21 protein-coding genes and 1 riboswitch are annotated in these 19,515 nt (G+C 29.4%); of the genes, 3 read left to right on the top strand and 18 right to left on the bottom strand.

Annotated elements, in window-relative coordinates; translation table 11 throughout:
- Window positions 1-9 precede the first annotated feature (9 nt).
- From AC5SLW_RS01400 to AC5SLW_RS01360, 9 genes are all read right to left on the bottom strand, one after another.
- Window positions 10-1,188, bottom strand: coding sequence for an SAM-dependent methyltransferase (locus tag AC5SLW_RS01400; RefSeq protein WP_020169185.1), 1,179 nt, complete (start codon window positions 1,186-1,188; stop codon window positions 10-12).
- Window positions 1,188-1,955: a DUF1365 domain-containing protein gene (locus AC5SLW_RS01395; protein WP_271479803.1), complete on the bottom strand. Its 768-nt coding sequence runs from the start codon at window positions 1,953-1,955 to the stop codon at window positions 1,188-1,190. The genes AC5SLW_RS01400 and AC5SLW_RS01395 overlap by 1 nt, the downstream gene beginning before the upstream one ends.
- Window positions 1,948-3,192: an NAD(P)/FAD-dependent oxidoreductase gene (locus AC5SLW_RS01390; protein ID WP_271564715.1), complete on the bottom strand. Its 1,245-nt coding sequence runs from the start codon at window positions 3,190-3,192 to the stop codon at window positions 1,948-1,950. The genes AC5SLW_RS01395 and AC5SLW_RS01390 overlap by 8 nt, the downstream gene beginning before the upstream one ends.
- A 12-nt stretch (window positions 3,193-3,204) precedes the next feature.
- Entirely contained in the window at window positions 3,205-6,063 is a 2,859-nt protein-coding gene (gcvP, locus tag AC5SLW_RS01385) for an aminomethyl-transferring glycine dehydrogenase (protein WP_494575424.1), read from the bottom strand.
- On the bottom strand, window positions 6,064-6,444 hold the full coding sequence (gene gcvH, locus AC5SLW_RS01380; protein WP_006997244.1) for a glycine cleavage system protein GcvH: 381 nt from the start codon (window positions 6,442-6,444) through the stop codon (window positions 6,064-6,066). It abuts the gene before it with no gap.
- The gene (gene gcvT, locus AC5SLW_RS01375; RefSeq protein ID WP_494575422.1) at window positions 6,441-7,547 is read right to left on the bottom strand and encodes a glycine cleavage system aminomethyltransferase GcvT; all 1,107 of its coding nucleotides are present in this window, start codon (window positions 7,545-7,547) and stop codon (window positions 6,441-6,443) included. The genes gcvH and gcvT overlap by 4 nt, the downstream gene beginning before the upstream one ends.
- Window positions 7,548-7,624: 77 nt before the next feature.
- A riboswitch (glycine riboswitch) is annotated at window positions 7,625-7,714 on the bottom strand.
- Window positions 7,715-7,738: 24 nt separating this feature from the next.
- Window positions 7,739-8,620, bottom strand: coding sequence for a DMT family transporter (locus AC5SLW_RS01370; RefSeq protein ID WP_011281851.1), 882 nt, complete (start codon window positions 8,618-8,620; stop codon window positions 7,739-7,741).
- A complete protein-coding gene (locus AC5SLW_RS01365; protein ID WP_271563796.1) occupies window positions 8,607-9,560 on the bottom strand; it encodes a 5-oxoprolinase subunit C family protein in 954 nt (317 codons plus the stop codon). Before AC5SLW_RS01365 ends, AC5SLW_RS01370 begins: the two co-directional genes overlap by 14 nt.
- Window positions 9,553-10,239, bottom strand: a complete 687-nt coding sequence (locus AC5SLW_RS01360; RefSeq protein ID WP_494574198.1) for a 5-oxoprolinase subunit B family protein — start codon at window positions 10,237-10,239, stop codon at window positions 9,553-9,555. Before AC5SLW_RS01360 ends, AC5SLW_RS01365 begins: the two co-directional genes overlap by 8 nt.
- A 27-nt stretch (window positions 10,240-10,266) precedes the next feature.
- On the opposite strand from AC5SLW_RS01360, the gene AC5SLW_RS01355 reads away from it, so the two are divergent.
- From AC5SLW_RS01355 to AC5SLW_RS01345, 3 genes are read left to right on the top strand one after another with little or no spacing between them, the layout of a single operon-like run.
- Window positions 10,267-11,040: a 5-oxoprolinase subunit PxpA gene (locus AC5SLW_RS01355; protein WP_494575419.1), complete on the top strand. Its 774-nt coding sequence runs from the start codon at window positions 10,267-10,269 to the stop codon at window positions 11,038-11,040.
- Window positions 11,041-11,043: 3 nt separating this feature from the next.
- Window positions 11,044-11,526, top strand: a complete 483-nt coding sequence (locus AC5SLW_RS01350) for a hypothetical protein (RefSeq protein WP_018413926.1) — start codon at window positions 11,044-11,046, stop codon at window positions 11,524-11,526.
- A gap of 60 nt (window positions 11,527-11,586) precedes the next feature.
- A complete protein-coding gene (locus AC5SLW_RS01345) occupies window positions 11,587-12,201 on the top strand; it encodes a YjbE family putative metal transport protein (RefSeq protein WP_006997251.1) in 615 nt (204 codons plus the stop codon).
- A 1-nt stretch (window position 12,202) separates the two neighbouring features.
- Here the strand turns inward: AC5SLW_RS01345 and panB are convergent, their stop codons facing one another.
- The 9 genes from panB to AC5SLW_RS01300 are packed head-to-tail and all read right to left on the bottom strand — an operon-like array spanning window position 12,203 to window position 19,510.
- Window positions 12,203-12,976: a 3-methyl-2-oxobutanoate hydroxymethyltransferase gene (gene panB, locus AC5SLW_RS01340; RefSeq protein ID WP_018413925.1), complete on the bottom strand. Its 774-nt coding sequence runs from the start codon at window positions 12,974-12,976 to the stop codon at window positions 12,203-12,205.
- Window positions 12,977-12,979: 3 nt separating this feature from the next.
- The gene (locus AC5SLW_RS01335; protein WP_018413924.1) at window positions 12,980-13,399 is read right to left on the bottom strand and encodes a VOC family protein; all 420 of its coding nucleotides are present in this window, start codon (window positions 13,397-13,399) and stop codon (window positions 12,980-12,982) included.
- Between the two features lie 26 nt (window positions 13,400-13,425).
- Window positions 13,426-14,991 carry a glutamine-hydrolyzing GMP synthase gene (guaA, locus tag AC5SLW_RS01330; protein ID WP_494575416.1) on the bottom strand — a complete coding sequence of 522 codons (1,566 nt, stop codon included), beginning with the start codon at window positions 14,989-14,991 and terminating at the stop codon, window positions 13,426-13,428.
- A complete protein-coding gene (locus AC5SLW_RS01325; RefSeq protein ID WP_006997255.1) occupies window positions 14,981-15,418 on the bottom strand; it encodes a tetratricopeptide repeat protein in 438 nt (145 codons plus the stop codon). The genes guaA and AC5SLW_RS01325 overlap by 11 nt, the downstream gene beginning before the upstream one ends.
- Entirely contained in the window at window positions 15,418-16,494 is a 1,077-nt protein-coding gene (guaB, locus tag AC5SLW_RS01320) for an IMP dehydrogenase (RefSeq protein ID WP_006997256.1), read from the bottom strand. The genes AC5SLW_RS01325 and guaB overlap by 1 nt, the downstream gene beginning before the upstream one ends.
- Before the next feature lie 37 nt (window positions 16,495-16,531).
- Entirely contained in the window at window positions 16,532-17,143 is a 612-nt protein-coding gene (locus tag AC5SLW_RS01315; RefSeq protein WP_006997257.1) for an RlmE family RNA methyltransferase, read from the bottom strand.
- Window positions 17,144-18,055 carry a glycosyltransferase gene (locus AC5SLW_RS01310; RefSeq protein ID WP_006997258.1) on the bottom strand — a complete coding sequence of 304 codons (912 nt, stop codon included), beginning with the start codon at window positions 18,053-18,055 and terminating at the stop codon, window positions 17,144-17,146.
- Complete coding sequence (pssA, locus tag AC5SLW_RS01305) at window positions 18,056-18,859, bottom strand: CDP-diacylglycerol--serine O-phosphatidyltransferase (protein ID WP_494575413.1); 804 nt, start codon at window positions 18,857-18,859, stop codon at window positions 18,056-18,058.
- A gap of 3 nt (window positions 18,860-18,862) precedes the next feature.
- On the bottom strand, window positions 18,863-19,510 hold the full coding sequence (locus tag AC5SLW_RS01300) for a phosphatidylserine decarboxylase (RefSeq protein WP_011281835.1): 648 nt from the start codon (window positions 19,508-19,510) through the stop codon (window positions 18,863-18,865).
- Between the last annotated feature and the right edge of the window lie 5 nt (window positions 19,511-19,515).

Here is a 19,515-nt window from a genome sequence, read left to right as displayed (position 1 = left end):
CTCCTATAGTTATTTATTTTGTAGTGAAAATTGAATTAAGTCTATGTTTTTTGATTTAAAACCAGCTTCACAATATGAAAGGTAAAATTCCCACATTTTTTTAAATTTTAAATCAAAGCCTTGTTTTTTAATTAAGTCCCATTTTTTATTAAATATTTCTCTCCAAATAATCAAAGTCTCGGAGTAATGATTGGCATATGAATTATACTCACCAAATTTTAATCCATTTTTATCAACATAATTTTGTAGTTCACTTTTTGAGGGTAAAAAACCACCTGGGAAAATATATTGTTGTATAAAATCTTTTTTATTTTTATATCTATTAAATAAACTATCATCGATAGTTATGGCTTGAATGCCCACGGTACCCGAGGGTGTTAGATTATTTTTAATCGTATTAAAATAACTGTCTAAATAGTTTTGACCTACAGCCTCAATCATTTCTATTGATGCAATATGATCATATTTATCCTTTAAATCTCTATAATCTTTAATTTGAATATTTACTTTTTCATTAAGTCCACATCGATGAATTCTCTCTTTAGCAAATTCATATTGTTTTTTGGAAATAGTAATACAATCTAATTTAACATCATAATTAGTACCTAAATACTCAGCAAAACCACCCCAACCACAACCAATTTCTAAAATTTTATTACCACTTGAGGGTCTTATAAGATCAATTAGTTTTTGATATTTATTGTTCTGAGCTTCAAAAAGTTCTTGTTTGGGGCTTTCAAATATAGCACTGGAATAGGTTAAAGTTTTATCAAGCCATAATGAAAAAAAATCATTTCCTAAATCATAATGTTTGGCAATATTTTCTTTACTTCTATTTTTAGTATTTTTTATAATTTTATTTTTAATAAAATTGATAAAAGGCAAATCGAAGATTCCAGAAAATTTATAAATAGTTTTTATATTCTTTGCTGTTAACTCAATCAAATCAGAAAGATTATTTGTTATAAAAAGATCTTTCATATAAGACTCTCCCAAACCAATACTTCCACTTTTAATCAAATTATAATTTAGGCTTTCATCTTTAATTTCTAAAAAAACTTTTAAATTTTCATCAGGGTTGCCAAACTTTAAAACTTCACCATTTACTTTTTTAATTTCAAGAAAACCATGCTTAATATTTTTTAATGCACTAAACACAATCAAATCTGAAATTTTGTAAATTAACATTAGTTTTCGATAGTAATATTATTCTTAATATTTAATTTTTTTTTTATAAATTTAATTCCTTTTGTCCATAATTTAAATGCCTCATAATGTATCGCTATAATGATTTTGAATGTCATTAATGGATGTTTTAAATAAGATTTAAGTAGGTTTCTATTGGTCAATTCACTTTTAATACCATCTTGTGAAGCATATAATACTTTGCCAACTGGATCATTCAGATCAATTATTACAGATATTTTATTACCAGGTTTCAATAGTCTAAAAAAATAAATACAATTCATTTCTATAAATGGAGATACATGAAATTTCTTCTTACACATATGTTGAATCAGATTTTGGTCTTTTTTAGTTTTAAAAACATAAACATGTTGCTCGCCAAATGTGTTTTTTACTTCATATAAAATAGATATTAGATCAAAATTTTTGTCGTAGACATAAAAAACACTTAATGGATTAAATACATATCCAAATATTCTTGGGTAACATAAAAGTTTAATATGAACATCGTTAGTTTCAATATTATTTTTTCTAAGATTATCTAAAACCCATTCCTTAAGAGAGCTCCCATCTCTTGCTCCATGGTCTTTATCAAAGAAACTAATAATATTTAGTTTATTGTATGAAAATATCTTTAAAGTTTTGTGTAGTAAATCTATTTCCGATAAATCTATAAGAAGTGAAAATACATTGTAATTAAAACTATGAATTTTGGGCTTAAATCTTTTATGAATTACATTTCCTGTATAAATATAAGAATTTTTAATCATTAAGTGTTTTTAGCATATCAATAGAGGACTTTATTCCATCCTCGTGAAAACCATAACCAAAATAACTACCACAAAATAAAATATGTTTTTTATTTTGAATTTTATGCAGGTTACTTTGATTGGTTAATGCTTCTGTATCGTAATAAGGGTGAGTAAATGCTACTTTTTTAAATATCTTATCATTTGGAATTTCTTTAAATGGATTAATTGTTAAAAAAATATTTCTATCTATCTTTAAATTTTGTAACTGATTTATCCAATATGTTACAGCTGTCTTTTCATTATTATTTGAGTCCATTGAAGAATTCCAAGCACACCATGCTTTTTTATTTTTAGGCATAACACTTTCATCAAAATGTATTACTGCAGTGTTTGCTCTATATTTAAATTTTCTTAATATTGACTTCTCGTCTAGTGTTGGATTATCAATTATCTTTAATGCTTCGTCTGCATGAGTTGCTATTACAACTTTATCATATTCAAAGAACTCATTTTCCTCCCCATAAAAAATTTTAGCACCTAAATCATTTCTAGTGATTTTATTTATATTGTAATTCTTAAAATGTTCTCCACTAACTTGGCCTATTATCTTATCGACATAAGTTTTGCTTCGATTTGTAACCGTAAACCATTGAGGTCTATCTTTAATTTTAAACAGTCCATGATTCTTGAAAAAGCTTAGAAAAAAAGATAATGGCATTTGTTTTGCTTCATATGGAGGCATCGACCATATAGCAGATACCATTGGTATAATATGATAATTAATAAAATATTCTGAAATTTTTATTTCTGTTAAATACTCCCCTAATGTTATCGAACTAATTTTTTTAATTTCTATTTTTTCACAGTTTTTATAAAAACTTAAAATTTCAAAAAACATTTTTAAGAATTTTGGATTAAATAAATTTTTTTTATTAGAAAAAATTCCACCTAATCCTTTTCCACAATATTCTAATCCACTATTTTCTACAGTAACAGAAAATGACATATCACTTTTTTCAATCTCTATTTTATTTTCTAAAAAAAAATTAATTAAATTTGGATATGTTTGCTTATTAAAAACCATAAATCCAATATCTATTGGAATTTCTTTGTTAGGGTTGTAAGCAACCTTTATTGTATTTGCGTGACCCCCAAATTGATTTTCTTTTTCAAATAAATCAACTTTATGTTTTTTAGATAGGTAATAAGCAGCACTTAATCCTGATATACCAGCACCTACTACAGCAATTTTCATCTTAGTAAATATCTAAGCAGCTGTGTCTTCGTACTCTTCCATAGATGGACATGTGCAAAACAAGTTTTTATCTCCATAAACATTATCTACTCTACCAACTGGAGGCCAATATTTATTTGTTCTTAAAAACTCTGAAGGATAAGCGGCCTCTTCTCTTTCATACTTATGATCCCACTTATTGGATGTTAATTCAACGTGAGTATGTGGCGCATTCTTCAATGGGTTGTCAGTCTTGTCATATTCACCCGACTGAATTTTATCTATTTCTTGTTTTATTTTTATAAGAGTAGAACAAAATTTATCAATTTCACTCAAACTTTCACTTTCTGTAGGTTCAATCATCATTGTACCAGCAACAGGCCAAGACATTGTTGGAGCATGGTAGCCAAAATCAATCAATCGCTTTGCAATATCTTCTTCAGTGATCCCTGTTTCACTTTTTATCGTTCTAATATCAATGATACATTCATGAGCTACATTGCCACTTTTACCCTTATATAAAATTGGAAAAGAGTCTTTTAATTTGTGGGCAATATAATTTGCATTTAGTATTGCAACTTGTGATGCTTTTCTTAAGCCTTCAGAACCCATCATCTTTATATACATCCATGAAATCGATAAGATACTTGAGCTACCCCAAGGAGCTGCAGATACCGCTCCCATTCCAGTCACTGGACCACAATCTTTTATCACAGAATGTTTTGGCAAAAATATTTCTAAATGTTTTTTACACGCTATTGGTCCCATACCAGGTCCACCACCGCCATGAGGTATACAAAATGTTTTATGCAAATTTATATGACAAACATCTGGTCCAAAATTTCCTGGTTTAGCAATACCTACTAATGCATTTAAGTTAGCTCCATCCATGTAAACTTGCCCACCATGATTATGAATTAACTCACATATGTCAGTTATTTTCTCTTCAAATACACCATGTGTTGATGGATAAGTGACCATAAGGGCAGCTAAATTTTCTGAATGTTCTTCAGCTTTATTTTTTAAATCTTCATAGTCTACGTTTCCATATTGATCACATTTAACAACAACTACTTTCATACCAACCATTTGAGCACTAGCCGGGTTTGTGCCATGCGCTGAACTTGGAATTAAACAAACATTACGATTCGTTTCACCATTTTTTTCATGAAATTTACGTATTACCATTAGACCAGCAAACTCTCCTTGAGCACCAGCATTTGGTTGCAATGAAACTCCAGAAAATCCAGTAATTGATCTCAACCAGTTTTTCAAATCTGTAAATAATTCTCTATAACCATCCATTTGCTCTACAGGAGAAAAAGGATGTGGCTGTGAAAATTCTTTCCAGGTAACTGGTATCATTTCTGCAACTGCATTAAGTTTCATAGTGCACGAGCCTAAGGCAATCATAGATTTATTTAAAGCAATGTCAGAGTCTTCTAATTTTTTTAAATATCTAAGCATTTCTGTTTCCGAATGATAACTATTAAAAACTGGATGATCTAAATAAGTTGAAGTTCTTAATAGGTTTTTTGGAATATTAGATAAACTTTCATTCATAGACTCTTTAATTGTTTCTGAACAATTAAAGATTTTTAGTAACTGATTTGCTCTATAAAGATTTTTTCTCTCATCAAAAGATACTGCTAACATTTCAGAATTCACTTTTCTGATGTTCACTCCTTGATCTAAAGCATTTTTGTATATCTTCTCTGTTTTATCTAGAGTTTTTATTGTTACCGTATCAAAAAATTCATTTGAATAAAGTTCATAACCAGATTGCTTTAGTTTATCTGCAAAATTTTTAGTTAATTGAGAGACACTTTCTGCAATTTTTTTAATTCCTTGTGGACCATGATAGACCGCATAAGCTGCAGAAACTATTGCCAATAATGCCTGTGCAGTACAAATATTACTTGTAGCTTTGTCTCTTCTTATATGTTGTTCTCTTGTTTGAAGGGCAAGTCTATATGCTTTTTTCCCATGTCTATCTACTGATACACCTACTATTCTGCCTGGCATTGATCTTTTATATTCATCTTTTGTAGCAAAAAATGCTGCATGGGGACCACCATAACCCATTGGAATTCCGAAACGTTGTGAGCTACCGACAGCAATATCGGCACCTAACTCAGCAGGTGTTTTTAGTTTAGCGAGTGCTAACAAATCACATGCTAAAACTGCTTTTCCATTAAATTTATGTATTTTACTAATAGCCTCACTTGGGTCTTTAATATCTCCAAGGGTTCCTGGATATTGAATGATACCGCATATAATATCTTCTTTAATATCTTTATCTTCGTCACCAACTATTATTTCTAGGCCTAAAGGTTCAGCTCTTGTTTTAATCACATCAATTGTTTGAGGATGACAATTTTTTGAAACAAAAACTTTTTTAGATTCAGACTTGGATATTCTATAACTCAATCCCATAGCTTCCGCTGCAGCTGTTCCTTCATCTAAAAGAGAGGCATTAGCGATATCCATTCCAGTAAAGTCAATTATCATTTGTTGAAAATTTAATAACATTTCCAATCTGCCTTGTGCTACTTCTGGCTGATAAGGGGTATAAGAAGTATACCATCCTGGATTTTCTAAAATGTTTCTAAGTATTACATAGGGAGTATAAGTTCCATAATAACCCATTCCTATAAAACTAGAATAAATCTTATTTTTTTTAGAAATATCTTTTAATTTTCTAAGTGCTTTATATTCAGAATTTGGATCGCCAATATCTAAATCATCTTTAAGAAGAATTTTTTCTGGTACAGTATCTTTTATTAAATCATCAAGATTTTGATAGCCTAACTCTTTAAGCATAACGTTTTGTTCATCAACAGATGGACCTATATGTCTTTGTATAAAATCTTTTTGAGCATTTTTTAACATTTAACTACCACTTTCTTTTGAAAATTTTTCGTATTCTTCTTTATTCATTAATGAGTCCATTTCAGACTTATCAGTAATTTTTAATTTAAAAAACCATGCTTCATTTTCTGGATCAGAATTAACTTTTGCAGGATCGTCAACAATGGCTTGGTTATTTTCGATAATTTCTCCAGATACAGGAGTATAAATATCACTTGCAGCCTTTGTAGATTCTACAACTCCAGCATTGCCATCTTTAACTACAGAAGATCCTATTTCTGGTAACTCTACGAAAACTATATCTCCTAGCATTTCGGTTGCATGTTGTGTAATTCCTACAACAGCAGTGTCTCCATCTAACTTTATCCACTCGTGTTCTTTAGAATATTTTACTTCACTCATTTACTAGCTCCTTTCACATAACTTTTTTTATAAAATGGCAAATTACTTATAATTGCCGGATATTTTTTTCCTCTCACTTCTAAAAAAACCTTAGTATCAATTTTAGAAAATGAATTTTCTACATAACCCATTGCAACTGGGGCCTGAACGCTGGGTCCAAAAGTTCCACTTGTAATTTCCCCAATATTTTTATCATCCTCACTAAATATTGAAGTTTTTTCACGGGCTATAATTCTTCCTTCTGGCTTAATACCTACGCGGATTTTGCTTACTCCTTTCTCGATTTGAGATTTAATTTTTTCACATCCAATAAACCCACCCTCAAGAATTCTATTTTTTGATATCGCCCATTTTAAATTTGCTTCTACTGGGCTTTTATTAATATCCATGTCATGACCATACAAACAAAGTCCCGCCTCTAGTCTCAAGGTATCTCTGGCACCTAATCCAATTAAATTAGCCCCTTCATCTATGAGTTTTTGCACAAACGCTTCTGCGTTCTCATTTTTGATCGATATCTCAAATCCATCTTCACCGGTATAGCCTGATCTTGTGATATAAATATCCTCTTTAAGATAATTAAACGTATCACCATTCATAAATTTTAGATCTGATACTCCATTGATTATCTTTTTTAGTATTTGGACTGCTTTAGGGCCTTGAATTGCTATAAGCGATAGCTCTTCACTTAAAATCATTTCATACTTATCTTCTAACAATTTAGTTAAAAGTTTAAAATCTGTATTCTTACAAGCAGCATTTAATACAATGTTAAAACCACCTTCAACTTTTGTGATAATTAAATCATCATAAATTCCTGCTTCATCATTCATTAAAAAACTATATTTGGATTGATTTAATTTAGCCTTACTCAATTCAGCTGGAAAAATTTTTTCAAGATCTTTTGCCAACTTATCATCTCCTTTGATGAATAACTGACCCATATGGGACACATCAAAAATACCTGCATTTTCTCTTGTACTTTTGTGTTCCTCAATAATTCCTTTAGAATATTGAATTGGCATTTGATACCCAGCAAATGGAACAAACTTAGCTCCATGCTTTTGATGTAAATTGTAAAGTGCGGTTTTTAAAATTTCCATATTAACTCACTGTACCCATCTGTATGTTTGCCTGAGAGTTTTATTCCGTCGGCGAGAACTTAATCTCTTTCCAGAGTTAATATGTTACGGTCCTTTTGCCTGAGAGATTCCTGGGTGGTTGCTCCTTCGGCGCTACGATTGTTTGTAGTCTCTCCCGTATATAAGAATAATCTACCAGATATGTAACAGAGTCAATTAATAATTTTTTCTTTTTTATTTGAAAAAAGTAGTGAGTAAAATTGCAATAATACTGCAAAAAGAATTACTCCTCCTCCGATTAAAGTAAATAAAGAAGGTCGTTCAGCTGCAAATAAAAAGGCCCACATTGGCCCCAACACAGATTCGGATAACATGATTATACCAACCATTGCAGATGGTGTACTACGTGCACCCATAGTTATAAATATAAAACCAAATCCTACTTGGAAAAAACCTGCTGTAAAACCTAAAAATATATCATGTGAAGAAATCATAAGCTTCTCAGATAATAAAAATCCAATAAAGCATGAACTCACACCAGCTATAAATTGAGCTGGCACCATGTCAACTGTAGGAAATTTTCTAACAATTATAATTAAGACTGCAAATGTAATTGGCATGCTAAAAGCCGCTAAGTTTCCAGACATCTCTCCTGGTGATAAAGAATTACCTACCATTAATAGGACACCCGTAATTGCTAAAATAATTGAAGCTAAAGTAATAGATGAAATTGTTTCTTTTAAAAATAAATAACCAAATATTGCTAAAAAGAGTATTTGCGTCGAAATAATAAAATTAGTATTGGCAACAGTTGTATTATACATCGCAAAGACGTACCCACAAAAACCAAATGATAAAATAACTCCACCAATAAGTCCTGGTAAACCTGAATCGTAAAACGCTTTAAATAATTTTTTTTTATAAGTAATTATTAAAAAAAGTAAGACTGTAAGCGAAAAAAATAAAGATCTCCAAAATAATATTTGCCATAATGTTGATCCTTCAAATGATTTAACAATTAAGCCTCCAAAGCTTAAGCAGCAAGCTCCCATAAAAACTAATATAGGACCTGGAATTTTATTAATTACATTCATTTAAATATTTATTTGTATCTTCTGTGTATGCTTTAAATATATTCTGAGCTTCTTCAAGACTTACTTCCTTAAAATTTATAATAGTGCCTGGTGTTAATTGACCTACTCGATCTAAGTCTGCTGAAATAACAACACCTATTTTGGGATATCCACCTATAGTTCCGTGATCAGACAACATAACAATAGGGTTTCCATCAGCAGGTACTTGTATTACTCCTTTTACAAGACCTTCAGATTTTATATTAGAGCTAACAATGTTTTCTAACTTGGGACCACTTAGTCTAATACCCATTCTATCTGCTAATTTAGTAACTGAAAATTCTTTGTTAAAAAAATTATTTTGAGCCTCTGTTGAAAAATAATCAAAATTAGTACCCTTAATAACTCTAATTATATTATCTGGAACTTCTTTATAATTAATTTCTGTTTCTTCAATTTTTTTAAAATCTGAATTTTTTATAAAAATTTTATCTTTTATAGAATATTTTTTTCCATTATTTGGACCAACATTTGCCTTGGTATTTATAGAATAACTATTCCATGTTTTGTTCAATTCTAAACCCCCACTAATTGATAAATATCCATAAGCAGTATTTTTTGTTGATATTAAATCAATTTGATCTTCGTCTTCTAAAATATAGTTTTTATAACAAACACCATTTTCAATGTTTGAATTTTTTCTAATTATCTTGAAAAGCACATCCCCAGTAACACTAAGATTAATTTTCCCATTTTTTAATTTTAGAAGTGGACCCTGATAAGCAAATTCAATAACAGCTTCATCTAAATTATTACCAACTAACTTATTGCTTAGTTTATAATTTCTTTGATCAATTGCCCCACTTACAGTAATACCCACATAATACATGTGATTTCTTCCTCTATCCTGAATGGTTGTGTTAACTCCTGATCTTATAATTTCAAAATATGAATTACTCATTCCAGTCTAGATACTCCTCCTTAGAAATTTGATAAAAGATCACTTTGTTACCTGGTTTAATTAAGGTTGGATCTAATAAATTTGATTTATCAAAAACCTTTTTTGGCGTGTTTCCAATAATATTCCAGCCACCAGGGCTTTCAAAAGTGTAAATATTTGTAAATTGTTCGGTTATGGCCACAGAACCTTTTGGAACTTTTACTCTTGGTGTTTCCAATCTATCGCATCTGATACCTTTATTAATATCTCCTAGAAAAGGCATACCAGCAATAAATCCTGTCATGTAGCAAAAATATTCTTTACCAAAATATAGTTCTAATATTTTATCTTTATCTATATTCAATTTTTTAGTTAGCCTCAAAAAATCTAGTCCATACTCATCATCACAACAAACTGGTATTCTAATTTTTTGATTATTATCTTTAATATCTCTACTAATAGTTAAACCTTCTATAAAATTTTTGATTTTTTTATAGTTGGTTATAGATAAATCAAAATTAATGATTAATTTATTATAAGAGGGTGTTAAATTAATTATTCCTTCAATTTTTTTATCTTTTATTAATTTTGATGTATGGTGAAAATAATCTATGACATTTGCATTTATTTTTTCATTAACCTCTGAGCCAAAATCACAATATACTGCCGCATCACCAAGATTTGATATATTTTTAACCATGCCATGTTATACTAGAGAGCAAAGAGTATGGAAATTAATATCAATTGTGATTTAGGAGAAAAATCTAAGTTTCATTCTATCGAGAATGATCCAGAATTACTCAATATTGTAAATTCTGCCAACATTGCATGTGGTTACCATGCAGGAGATGAACAAACAATGGATATGGTTATTCAAATTTCAAAAAAAAATGGTGTTAGTTTGGGTGCCCATCCTTCTTTTAATGACCCTGAAAACTTTGGAAGAAAAAGAATGAATTTAAGTTCATTAGAAATAAAAAAACTAATTTTTGAACAATATGAAATATTACAAAAAATTGCTCGAAAATATAATGAAAATGTTACTCATATTAAACCTCATGGAGCTCTTAATAATATGGCTTGTGAAGACTTGGAATTAGCTACAACTCTTGCAGTGGCAATAAAAGAGATTAATAAAGATATCATTTATCTTGTACCAACCGGTTCGCAAATGGAAGTTGCTGCTAAGAAAAATAATTTGAGAATAGCTTGTGAAATTTTTGCAGACAGAAATTATGAAGATAATGGAAACTTAATTTCTAGAAGTAAACCAAATGCTTTAATCACTGACCCTGAATTAGCAAAGAAACATGTGTTGAGCATGGTTAAAAATCAGGCAATAAATTGTCTCAGTGGTAAACAGATACCTTGTGAGATTGACTCGGTTTGTATACATGGTGATAATGAAAGCTCATTGGCAACTGCAAAATCTATCAGAGATAATTTAGTTGATAATGGCTTAGAACTAAAACCTTTAAATAAAATGGATAAATTTAATTAAAATATGAAAAAACTTATTTATACTTTACTAATAATTATAGCTCTTACTAATAATTCATTTTCAGCTGGTGATAGTAATACTACTGCTAAAGCTTCAGACTACACAAAAGCAAAAAATTTAATTAATGCTGCTAAAAAATATGAAAAAAAAGGAAAAATTGACAAAGCACAAGAAAGATATGCTAAAGCACAGAAACTACTTTTAAAATCTAATGAGATAAAACCGCTGCAGGCAGATACTTTAAATTATTTAGGTTTCACAACTAGAAAACTCGGAGATTATGAAAAAGGTGAGAAATTTTACCTACTAGGTCTACAAGTTGAGCCCAATCATAATGGAATAAATGAGTACCTTGGTGAGCTTTATGTAGTTACAAACCGAATAGATATGGCTAAAGAAAGGTTAGAAGTTTTAAAAAATTGTAATTGTGAAGAATATGAGGAACTAAAAGAAATTATCGACGGATCAAAGAAGTCTAAATATTAAAACATTGAATTAATATTAAAACATTGAATTAAAATAATTATTTAATATTATAAAAAAATCTTGATCGAAGAATTCATAATTTTAACCCAAATCATCTTTATTGATATCATCTTAGCAGCTGATAATGCTATTATTATTGGATTAATTGCTGCTAACTTTGTACCAAAAAATAGAAAGCAAATAATTCTCTGGGGTGTAGCTGGAGCTTTAGTTTTTAAAATTATTTTTGCTCTTTTTGCTACTTACTTATTTGAATTTTATTATATTAAAATTTTAGGTGGACTACTTCTAATTTGGATTGTTAATGATTTAAGGAAAGATTTAGTTGAAATGAAGAATAAGATTAAATCACCAGTAAAAAAATCAACAGAACCTTCATTTGTAAAAAGTATTTATAAAGTTTTATTTGCAGATATTACAATAAGTTTTGATAACGTTATCGGGGTAGTTGGTGCTGCAAAAGGTCATTTTGGCTTCATGATATTTGGTCTTGTTTTATCTGTAGTATTAACTGGAGCATTAGCTACTTATTTAGCTAATTATATTCAAAAAAACTTATGGATAGCCTATGTAGGGTTAGGTTTTATTTTAATTGTAGCTCTTCAATTAATAATTGGTGGTTTAAATGATTATGGCGTCTTATCAATTAACGAAACATTCAAACAATATTTTTAATTTAGTATGAATGTTTTTTAGTAGGAAACTTACTTCTTATTACATCTTTCTTAAACTTTAGTGCAGCATCATTTATTTGTTTTTCAATATTTGAATACCTTTTCACAAATCTAGCTTTAATTTTATTCAGACCTATCAAGTCGTCAGTAACTAAAACTTGACCATCACAATGTACTGATGCCCCAATTCCAATTGTAGGAACTTTAATAGTTTTAGTAATTTCTTTTGCTAATGAGCTTTCAACACACTCTAAAACTATTGAAAATACACCAGCATCTTCTAAAAGTTTAGAATCTCTTAAAATAATTTTTCTTTCTGCTATTTCTTTTCCTTTAAATTTAAAATTTGTTGCAGATTGTGGCAGAACACCAAGATGTCCCATCACTGGAATTTTATTCTTAATTAAAGTTTTAATTATTTGAACTACCTTTTTACCCCCCTCAAGCTTGATTGCATCACACTTCGTTTTAGAGATTATTTTTTTTGCATTACTTAAGGCTTCTTTTGAGTTACGGTAAGTATTATGAGGCATGTCTACTACCATTAAACTTTTTTTAACACCCATTCTTACGCTTTTAGAATGTTCAATCATCATATCCAGTGTCACTTTTTTTGTAGAAGAAAAGCTATAAAGTACAGAGCCAAGGGAGTCGCCTACTAATACAAGGTCACAGTGTCTATCTATTATTGATGCTATATTTTTAGAGTAAGCAGTAAGACTTATAATTTTGGATTTATTTTTTTTTTTAATAAAGTTTAAGATTTTTTGACTCATTTTTTACCAAACACCTTCATTTTTCATTGAGGCCCAAGGTTCTTTAATCTCTAAATTACCCTCTTGTAAGATTTCTATAGAAATATTGTCTGGAGATCTGACAAATGCCATATGACCATCTCTAGGTGGTCTATTAATTGTATATCCCATATCTTGAAGTCTCTCACAAGTTTGATAAATATTTTCAACACGGTATGCTAAGTGACCAAAATTACGAGATCCATCACCTAACTGATCACCATCCCAATTGTAGGTTAGCTCTAGTTCAGCTTTTTCATCGCCAGGTGCTGCTAGAAAAATTAAAGTAAATCTGCCTTGTTCATTTTCCATTCTTCTAGTTTCAATTAAACCTAATCCCTTACAGTAGAAATCTAATGATTTTTCCACGTCTGAGATTCTGATCATGGTGTGTAAATATTTCATAATATTATGTACTCTATAGTAAAGTATTACTCTAATTCAATGGTACTAGGTGGTTTTGAAGTAACATCATAAACAACTCTGTTTATACCTCTAATATTATTAATAATTTGATTAGAGATTGATTGCATAAAACCTTTAGGAAAATCAAAAAAATCAGCAGTCATTCCATCTTCAGAGGTAATTGCTCTTAACAAACAAATATGTTCGTAAGTTCGATTATCACCCATAACACCAACAGTTTTTACTGGTAGGAGTGCAGCATATGCTTGCCAAATTTTATCATATAACCCATGCTCTCTTAAAGCTTTTATAAAATAGAAATCAGCCTCTTTTAAAATTTTAATTTTTTCATTGGTTATAATACCGGGCATTCTAATAGCTAGACCAGGACCGGGAAATGGATGTCTAGAGATTATGTCATTAGATAAATTAAGTTCTAATCCTAATTTTCTAACTTCATCTTTAAATAAAAATTTAAGAGGTTCTACTAATTTTAATTTCATTCTTTTAGGAAGGCCCCCTACATTATGATGTGATTTTATTTTTGAAGTTTGACTGCCAGTCACAGATTTACTTTCAATTAAGTCTGGATAAAGAGTGCCCTGAGCAAGAAATTTAACATTCTTAATTCTATTAGCATATCTTTCAAATATTTTAATAAATAGATTACCAATAATTTTTCGTTTTTTTTCAGGATCAGATACATTTGTTAATTTTCTAATAAATTCTTTTTCTGCATTAACATAAATCAAATTAATTTTTAATTTTTTCTTAAAAGTATTAACTACTTGTATTTCTTCATTTTTTCTTAAGAGACCGTTATTAACAAAAATACAAGTTAAATTTTTTCCAATTGCTTTGCTTAATAATTGTGCAACCACACTACTATCCACACCACCCGACAATCCACAAATTACTTTGTTGTCACCTACTTGTTCTTTAATTTCATTAATTAATTTTAATTTTTGATCTTTTGATGACCAGTTTTTTTTAATTTTACAAATAAGAAAGACAAAATTTCTTAATAAAATTTTACCTTTATTAGTGTGTGTTACTTCAGGGTGAAATTGTACACCATAAAAATTTTCTTTAATATTTTCAATAATTGTTAATTTAGAGTTTTTTGTAGAAGCTATAATTTTAAAATTTTTTGGCATTTTTGATACTTGATCAGCATGGCTCATCCAAACATCACTTCTATTATTTTTATTAAAAAAATTCTTAGTTAAAATACTATTGGATACTTTGTTTATAGTAGCTAAACCAAATTCTCTATGTTTTGATTTTTTAACTTTGCCACCTAATAGTTTTGACAATATCTGATGTCCAAAACATATACCCAGGACTGGAATTCCAAGTTTTAATATCTTCTTATCAAATTTAAATTTATCATTTTCGTAAACATTAAGAGGTCCACCAGACAGTATTATTCCAGCAATATTATCTCTTGTAATTTGAGCTATTTTTATTTTTTTATGACTTACAATTTCTGAAAAAACCCCTAATTCCCTCACTCTTCTTGCAATTAATTGTGTAAATTGAGAACCAAAATCGATTATTAAGATTTTACTTAAATTATTACTAAGACTCATTTTTAGGTTCCAAATTCTTTAAGGATTCTAAAATAGAATTTTTCTTATCACACAATTTATTGCAAATTTTTGAAAAATTATCTGCTAGTTCTTTTACTTTGGAATAATTAGATCTTTTTAACTCTATTTCCATAAGCATGTAGTTTGCTTCTTCATTTTTTGGATCAAGTAATAACACTGTATCTATATTTTTTTGTTCTTCTCTTTTGTTCTCTTCAAAATTATAAATTTTTGCTAAATACAAATATGAATCTTTGTCCTTAGGGTTAAAAACAATACTTCTTTGAAATAAAAATTTAGATTCTTCATATTTTTGTTCATCGTATTTATTTTTTCCTTCTTCAAAAAAGTTATTTTCTGCAAAAGAAGAACTTCCAAAATTTAAAATTATAAATAGGACAATTATTAATTTATTTATTGTTCTCATTAATACTTGCTCTCATTTTTAACTTGATCAACATTATGAACCATACTTTCATAAAAACCAGCCTTAGTTATTTTTACAAAATTTGGTTTATTTTTAAGGTTTGGTACTTTTTTTGCACCTAGATATCCCATAGATGATTTTAATCCTCCAATTAATTTATAAATTATACTTTTCACATCACCTTTATATTTCACAAAACCTTCTACTCCTTCTGGAACATATTTAGATATATCTTTTTGTTTGGTTTGAAAATATCTATCAGCTGATCCTTTATTCATCGCACCAACTGATCCCATTCCTCTAAAACTTTTAAATAACTTACCATTTTTTTTAATTAGTTTTCCAGGTGTTTCTAAGCTTCCTGCAAACAAAGATCCAATCATTATAGCATCGGCACCTGCTGACAATGCTTTAGCTAAATCACCTGAATATTTAATTCCACCATCTGAAATTATTTTTACTTTATTGTTTTTAACACCTTTTTTAACTGCAAGGATCGCACTTAATTGTGGTACACCAATGCCAGCGACTAGCCTAGTTGTACAAATTGATCCTGGCCCTATTCCAACTTTAATAATATCTACTCCTAATTTTATTAAAAATTTTGCTGCTTCAGCTGTTGCAATATTTCCAGCACATAGAGTTGTTTTGTTTGTTTTTAATTTTTTTATAGCTTTAATAATTTCAGCTACTTTTTTGCTATGTCCATGAGCTGTATCCACAACAATTAAATCCACTTTTTCTTTTAAAATTGCTTCTGCTCTTTTAAGTTCTAAAGGACCAGCTCCAACTGCCGCACCAACTAATAAGTTTAATTTTTTAACTTTTTTAATTTCTTCAACTTGCTTTTTAATATCCAAATTTCTGTGAATTACACCAATGCCTCCAGCTTTAGCTATTGCTATTGCCATTTTACTCTCAGTAACTGTATCCATTGCAGAGGATAATAAAGGTATTTTTAATGTTAAATTGGATGATAATTTAGTGCTGGTATCAACTTCAGAAGGTAAAACTTCTGAGTATTTTGGTGCCATTGTAACATCGTCAAAAGTGAGAGCTTCTTTTATAGGATCCATAATCATTTATATATGATTCCCCTCAAAAAAAAAGTCCCTATCTTAAGATTTTACAAATAATAAAACTTTCCTTAGATTCTTTTCTGCTAGACTTGGGTTTAAACACCTTCACTTCTTTAAATAATTTTTTGCCCAAAGCAACAATTTCGTTAAATGATGAGCCTAGAAAAATCTTAGAGACAAATCGTCCTTCTTTAACCAACATTTCTTTGGAAAAATTCATAGCCTCCATTGCAAGTTCACCAGTATAAATTGCATCTATATCTTTTATACCCGTTGTATTTACAGCCATATCAGAGACAACAACATCCACTTTTGATTTGAATAAAGCTTTTATTTTTTCTTGAGATTCTAAATCAGTAAAATCACCTTTGATTTGGATTGTATTCTCAATTTCTTCCATACCTTTTAAGTCGATTGAAACCAACCTTCCACTTTTTACTGTTCTTGAAATATATTGAGACCAGCTACCAGGTGATGCCCCTAAATCGATTACAGATATTCCATTTTTAAATATCTTAAATTTTTCATCTATTTCTATTAATTTATATGCTGATCTGGCTCGATACCCGTCTACCTGAGATTGTCTAACATAAATATCTCTTTTTTGTTTATTAATCCAGTTTTTAGAAATTCTATTTTTTTTCAATTAATGACCAAACCTTAAGCTTTTTGATAAAATTTTACCCTCTAAAGTTTTTATATCTATCTTTACTTCTCTATGTAATCTCATGTCTTTATCTCCATCCCAAATCCCAGATGCAAGATGTATTATACCCAGTTTATGATTGGGCAAGTAAGGCTCCACAAAGCTTTTTTCTTTTTCATTAAATTTTGGTAAAAGATTACTAACTAACCAATTGCAATTATGAGGTAGGAACTCTGTTTCTAAATCGTCAATGTAAACTGACATGTTAATAGCCAATTGTTCTGAACCAAAAATATTTCCAGCTTTAAGTGTTTGTTCTAAATTTTTTTGCCAAGTCGTCCAGCCAACTGAATTTTTTTCTAAAGAAAAAACACCAATATTAATATGTGGGGCGAAAGCAAGCTTCCGCGCTTTATCTATTCCAATTTTTGACTTTATTGCATGTTTAAAATTTTGAGATTTAATTATTGCTAATTGTCCAAATATCCATTTAACTTTGGACATTATTTTATATCCTGGTGTAAAGGTTTGAGTAATTCCTAATTTTCCATCTTCACAGGCCTTAAAATAAAGCTCTATTGAATTCCAATCTCCTACCCAAGCGTCACAATCTATCCATAAGAATTTTTCATAACTAGGAAAATATTTTGGTAAGAAAGCCCTAGACACTTGACTCTTTAACCATTCTCTTCCTTTAACTTTAAATGCTGGAACATCAATATCCCATTCGGCTGATTTAATTTCGTCTACTTTTTTAGATAATATATCTCTTTGTTGCTCGGATAAACCTGCATCTAGAATGCAAATTGCTGTATCTTTGCTTTGTTCAAAACTTTTAATAGAATCGACCAATTCATTAAGTAATTCAAAGTAATTTGAGTCTGCCAGAGATACAATTACATTTTTTTTCATCTATAGAATGTCTTCAAGGTCTTCTTTAGTGTCACTTTCACCATTTAAAATTTTCTGTTTATAAATTTTTTGATAACTAAAATATCCAACTGGAATTAAGCAAATATAGATTAATCCACAAATGACCAAAACTTTAAATGTGTATATTAACAAAAGTCCAAAAAATAAAACAACACCAAACAATGCAAAAATTGTCAAGTGACGAGGAATAGAAATTTTTTTAAATGAAAATGTAGGTACTTTACTGATCAATAAAAATGATATCAAAATAAACAGTATTGGTACTACTATATCGTAATTAATTTTGATTAAATTTATCTCGCTTAGACTTAATATTAAAGGCATCAATACCAAAATTCCACCTGCAGGTGACGGCACACCCTCAAAGTAATTGTCTTTCCATGATGGCTCAGAGTTTGAACTTACATTAAATCTTGCAAGTCTAAGAGCAACACAAACTACAAAAATCATTGTGAGTAACCAGCCAAATTTACCTAAATTATTTAAAGACCAAAAATACATTATAAAAGCAGGAGCTACTCCAAAGCTAATTAAATCCGCCAATGAGTCTAATTCTTTTCCAACTAAAGAAGTTCCTTTTAACATCCTTGCAACTCTGCCATCTAATGCATCAAAAATTGCGGCAAAAATAATAGCTATAATAGATAATTCAAACTTTTCATCTAATGCAAATTTAATGGAACTTAATCCAATACACACATTTATTAATGTCAGTGCATTAGGCAAAAGCATTCTAGCTTTTTTATCTGATACTATTTTAAAATTATTTTTTGGTTGTTCCATAAGCTACTTTTTAGCTAATAGTGTTTCACCAGCAATTGTTTTTTGTCCAACTTTAACTAACGATTCATAATTCTCAAAATAAACGTCAGCTCTACTTCCAAATCTAATCATACCAATTCTTTCACCTTGTTGTAATTGTTGATCCTTTGAAGATTCGCAAACAATTCTTCTGGCAATTAAACCGGCGATTTGAACAACTATTATTTCTTCGCCATGAGTATTTGTTATCTTGTAATAGTTTCTTTCATTGTCTTCACTTGCTTTATCAAGTGATGCATTTAAAAATTTTCCAGGCTTATAAAGTATTTCTGAAATTTTACCTTCACAAGGAGTTCGATTTACGTGACAATCAAATACGTTCATAAAGATACTAATCTTAGTAAATTTTCTATCTTCTAAACCTAATTCTTTTGGACCATCTACTTCATGGACCATCAAAACTTCACCGTCAGCAGGACTGGTTAGATAGTTTTCATCATTTATTGAAATTCGCTCTGGATCTCTAAAAAAATAATAAACCCATATCGATAATACTAGACCAATTAATCCTAGAAAAGTGCTCAGGACATATAAAAATATTGTTACAATGATAGCTATCGCTAAAAATTTGTAACCTTCAGAATGAATTTTTGGGAAAATTTTCTCTAACATAAGCT

Source organism: Candidatus Pelagibacter sp. PS_40 (assembly GCF_059417765.1).
This window is presented reverse-complemented; position numbering and strand designations above follow the sequence as displayed.

What these genes read in the sequence shown, in the direction of transcription:
- AC5SLW_RS01400 (WP_020169185.1), bottom strand. Translation starts at nt 1,188, where the DNA reads ATGTTAATTTACAAAATTTCAGATTTGATTGTGTTTAGTGCATTAAAA.
- AC5SLW_RS01395 (WP_271479803.1), bottom strand. Translation starts at nt 1,955, where the DNA reads ATGATTAAAAATTCTTATATTTATACAGGAAATGTAATTCATAAAAGA.
- AC5SLW_RS01390 (WP_271564715.1), bottom strand. Translation starts at nt 3,192, where the DNA reads ATGAAAATTGCTGTAGTAGGTGCTGGTATATCAGGATTAAGTGCTGCT.
- gcvP (WP_494575424.1), bottom strand. Translation starts at nt 6,063, where the DNA reads ATGTTAAAAAATGCTCAAAAAGATTTTATACAAAGACATATAGGTCCA.
- gcvH (WP_006997244.1), bottom strand. Translation starts at nt 6,444, where the DNA reads ATGAGTGAAGTAAAATATTCTAAAGAACACGAGTGGATAAAGTTAGAT.
- gcvT (WP_494575422.1), bottom strand. Translation starts at nt 7,547, where the DNA reads ATGGAAATTTTAAAAACCGCACTTTACAATTTACATCAAAAGCATGGA.
- AC5SLW_RS01370 (WP_011281851.1), bottom strand. Translation starts at nt 8,620, where the DNA reads ATGAATGTAATTAATAAAATTCCAGGTCCTATATTAGTTTTTATGGGA.
- AC5SLW_RS01365 (WP_271563796.1), bottom strand. Translation starts at nt 9,560, where the DNA reads ATGAGTAATTCATATTTTGAAATTATAAGATCAGGAGTTAACACAACC.
- AC5SLW_RS01360 (WP_494574198.1), bottom strand. Translation starts at nt 10,239, where the DNA reads ATGGTTAAAAATATATCAAATCTTGGTGATGCGGCAGTATATTGTGAT.
- AC5SLW_RS01355 (WP_494575419.1), top strand. Translation starts at nt 10,267, where the DNA reads ATGGAAATTAATATCAATTGTGATTTAGGAGAAAAATCTAAGTTTCAT.
- AC5SLW_RS01350 (WP_018413926.1), top strand. Translation starts at nt 11,044, where the DNA reads ATGAAAAAACTTATTTATACTTTACTAATAATTATAGCTCTTACTAAT.
- panB (WP_018413925.1), bottom strand. Translation starts at nt 12,976, where the DNA reads ATGAGTCAAAAAATCTTAAACTTTATTAAAAAAAAAAATAAATCCAAA.
- AC5SLW_RS01335 (WP_018413924.1), bottom strand. Translation starts at nt 13,399, where the DNA reads ATGAAATATTTACACACCATGATCAGAATCTCAGACGTGGAAAAATCA.
- guaA (WP_494575416.1), bottom strand. Translation starts at nt 14,991, where the DNA reads ATGAGTCTTAGTAATAATTTAAGTAAAATCTTAATAATCGATTTTGGT.
- AC5SLW_RS01325 (WP_006997255.1), bottom strand. Translation starts at nt 15,418, where the DNA reads ATGAGAACAATAAATAAATTAATAATTGTCCTATTTATAATTTTAAAT.
- guaB (WP_006997256.1), bottom strand. Translation starts at nt 16,494, where the DNA reads ATGGATCCTATAAAAGAAGCTCTCACTTTTGACGATGTTACAATGGCA.
- AC5SLW_RS01310 (WP_006997258.1), bottom strand. Translation starts at nt 18,055, where the DNA reads ATGAAAAAAAATGTAATTGTATCTCTGGCAGACTCAAATTACTTTGAA.
- pssA (WP_494575413.1), bottom strand. Translation starts at nt 18,859, where the DNA reads ATGGAACAACCAAAAAATAATTTTAAAATAGTATCAGATAAAAAAGCT.
- AC5SLW_RS01300 (WP_011281835.1), bottom strand. Translation starts at nt 19,510, where the DNA reads ATGTTAGAGAAAATTTTCCCAAAAATTCATTCTGAAGGTTACAAATTT.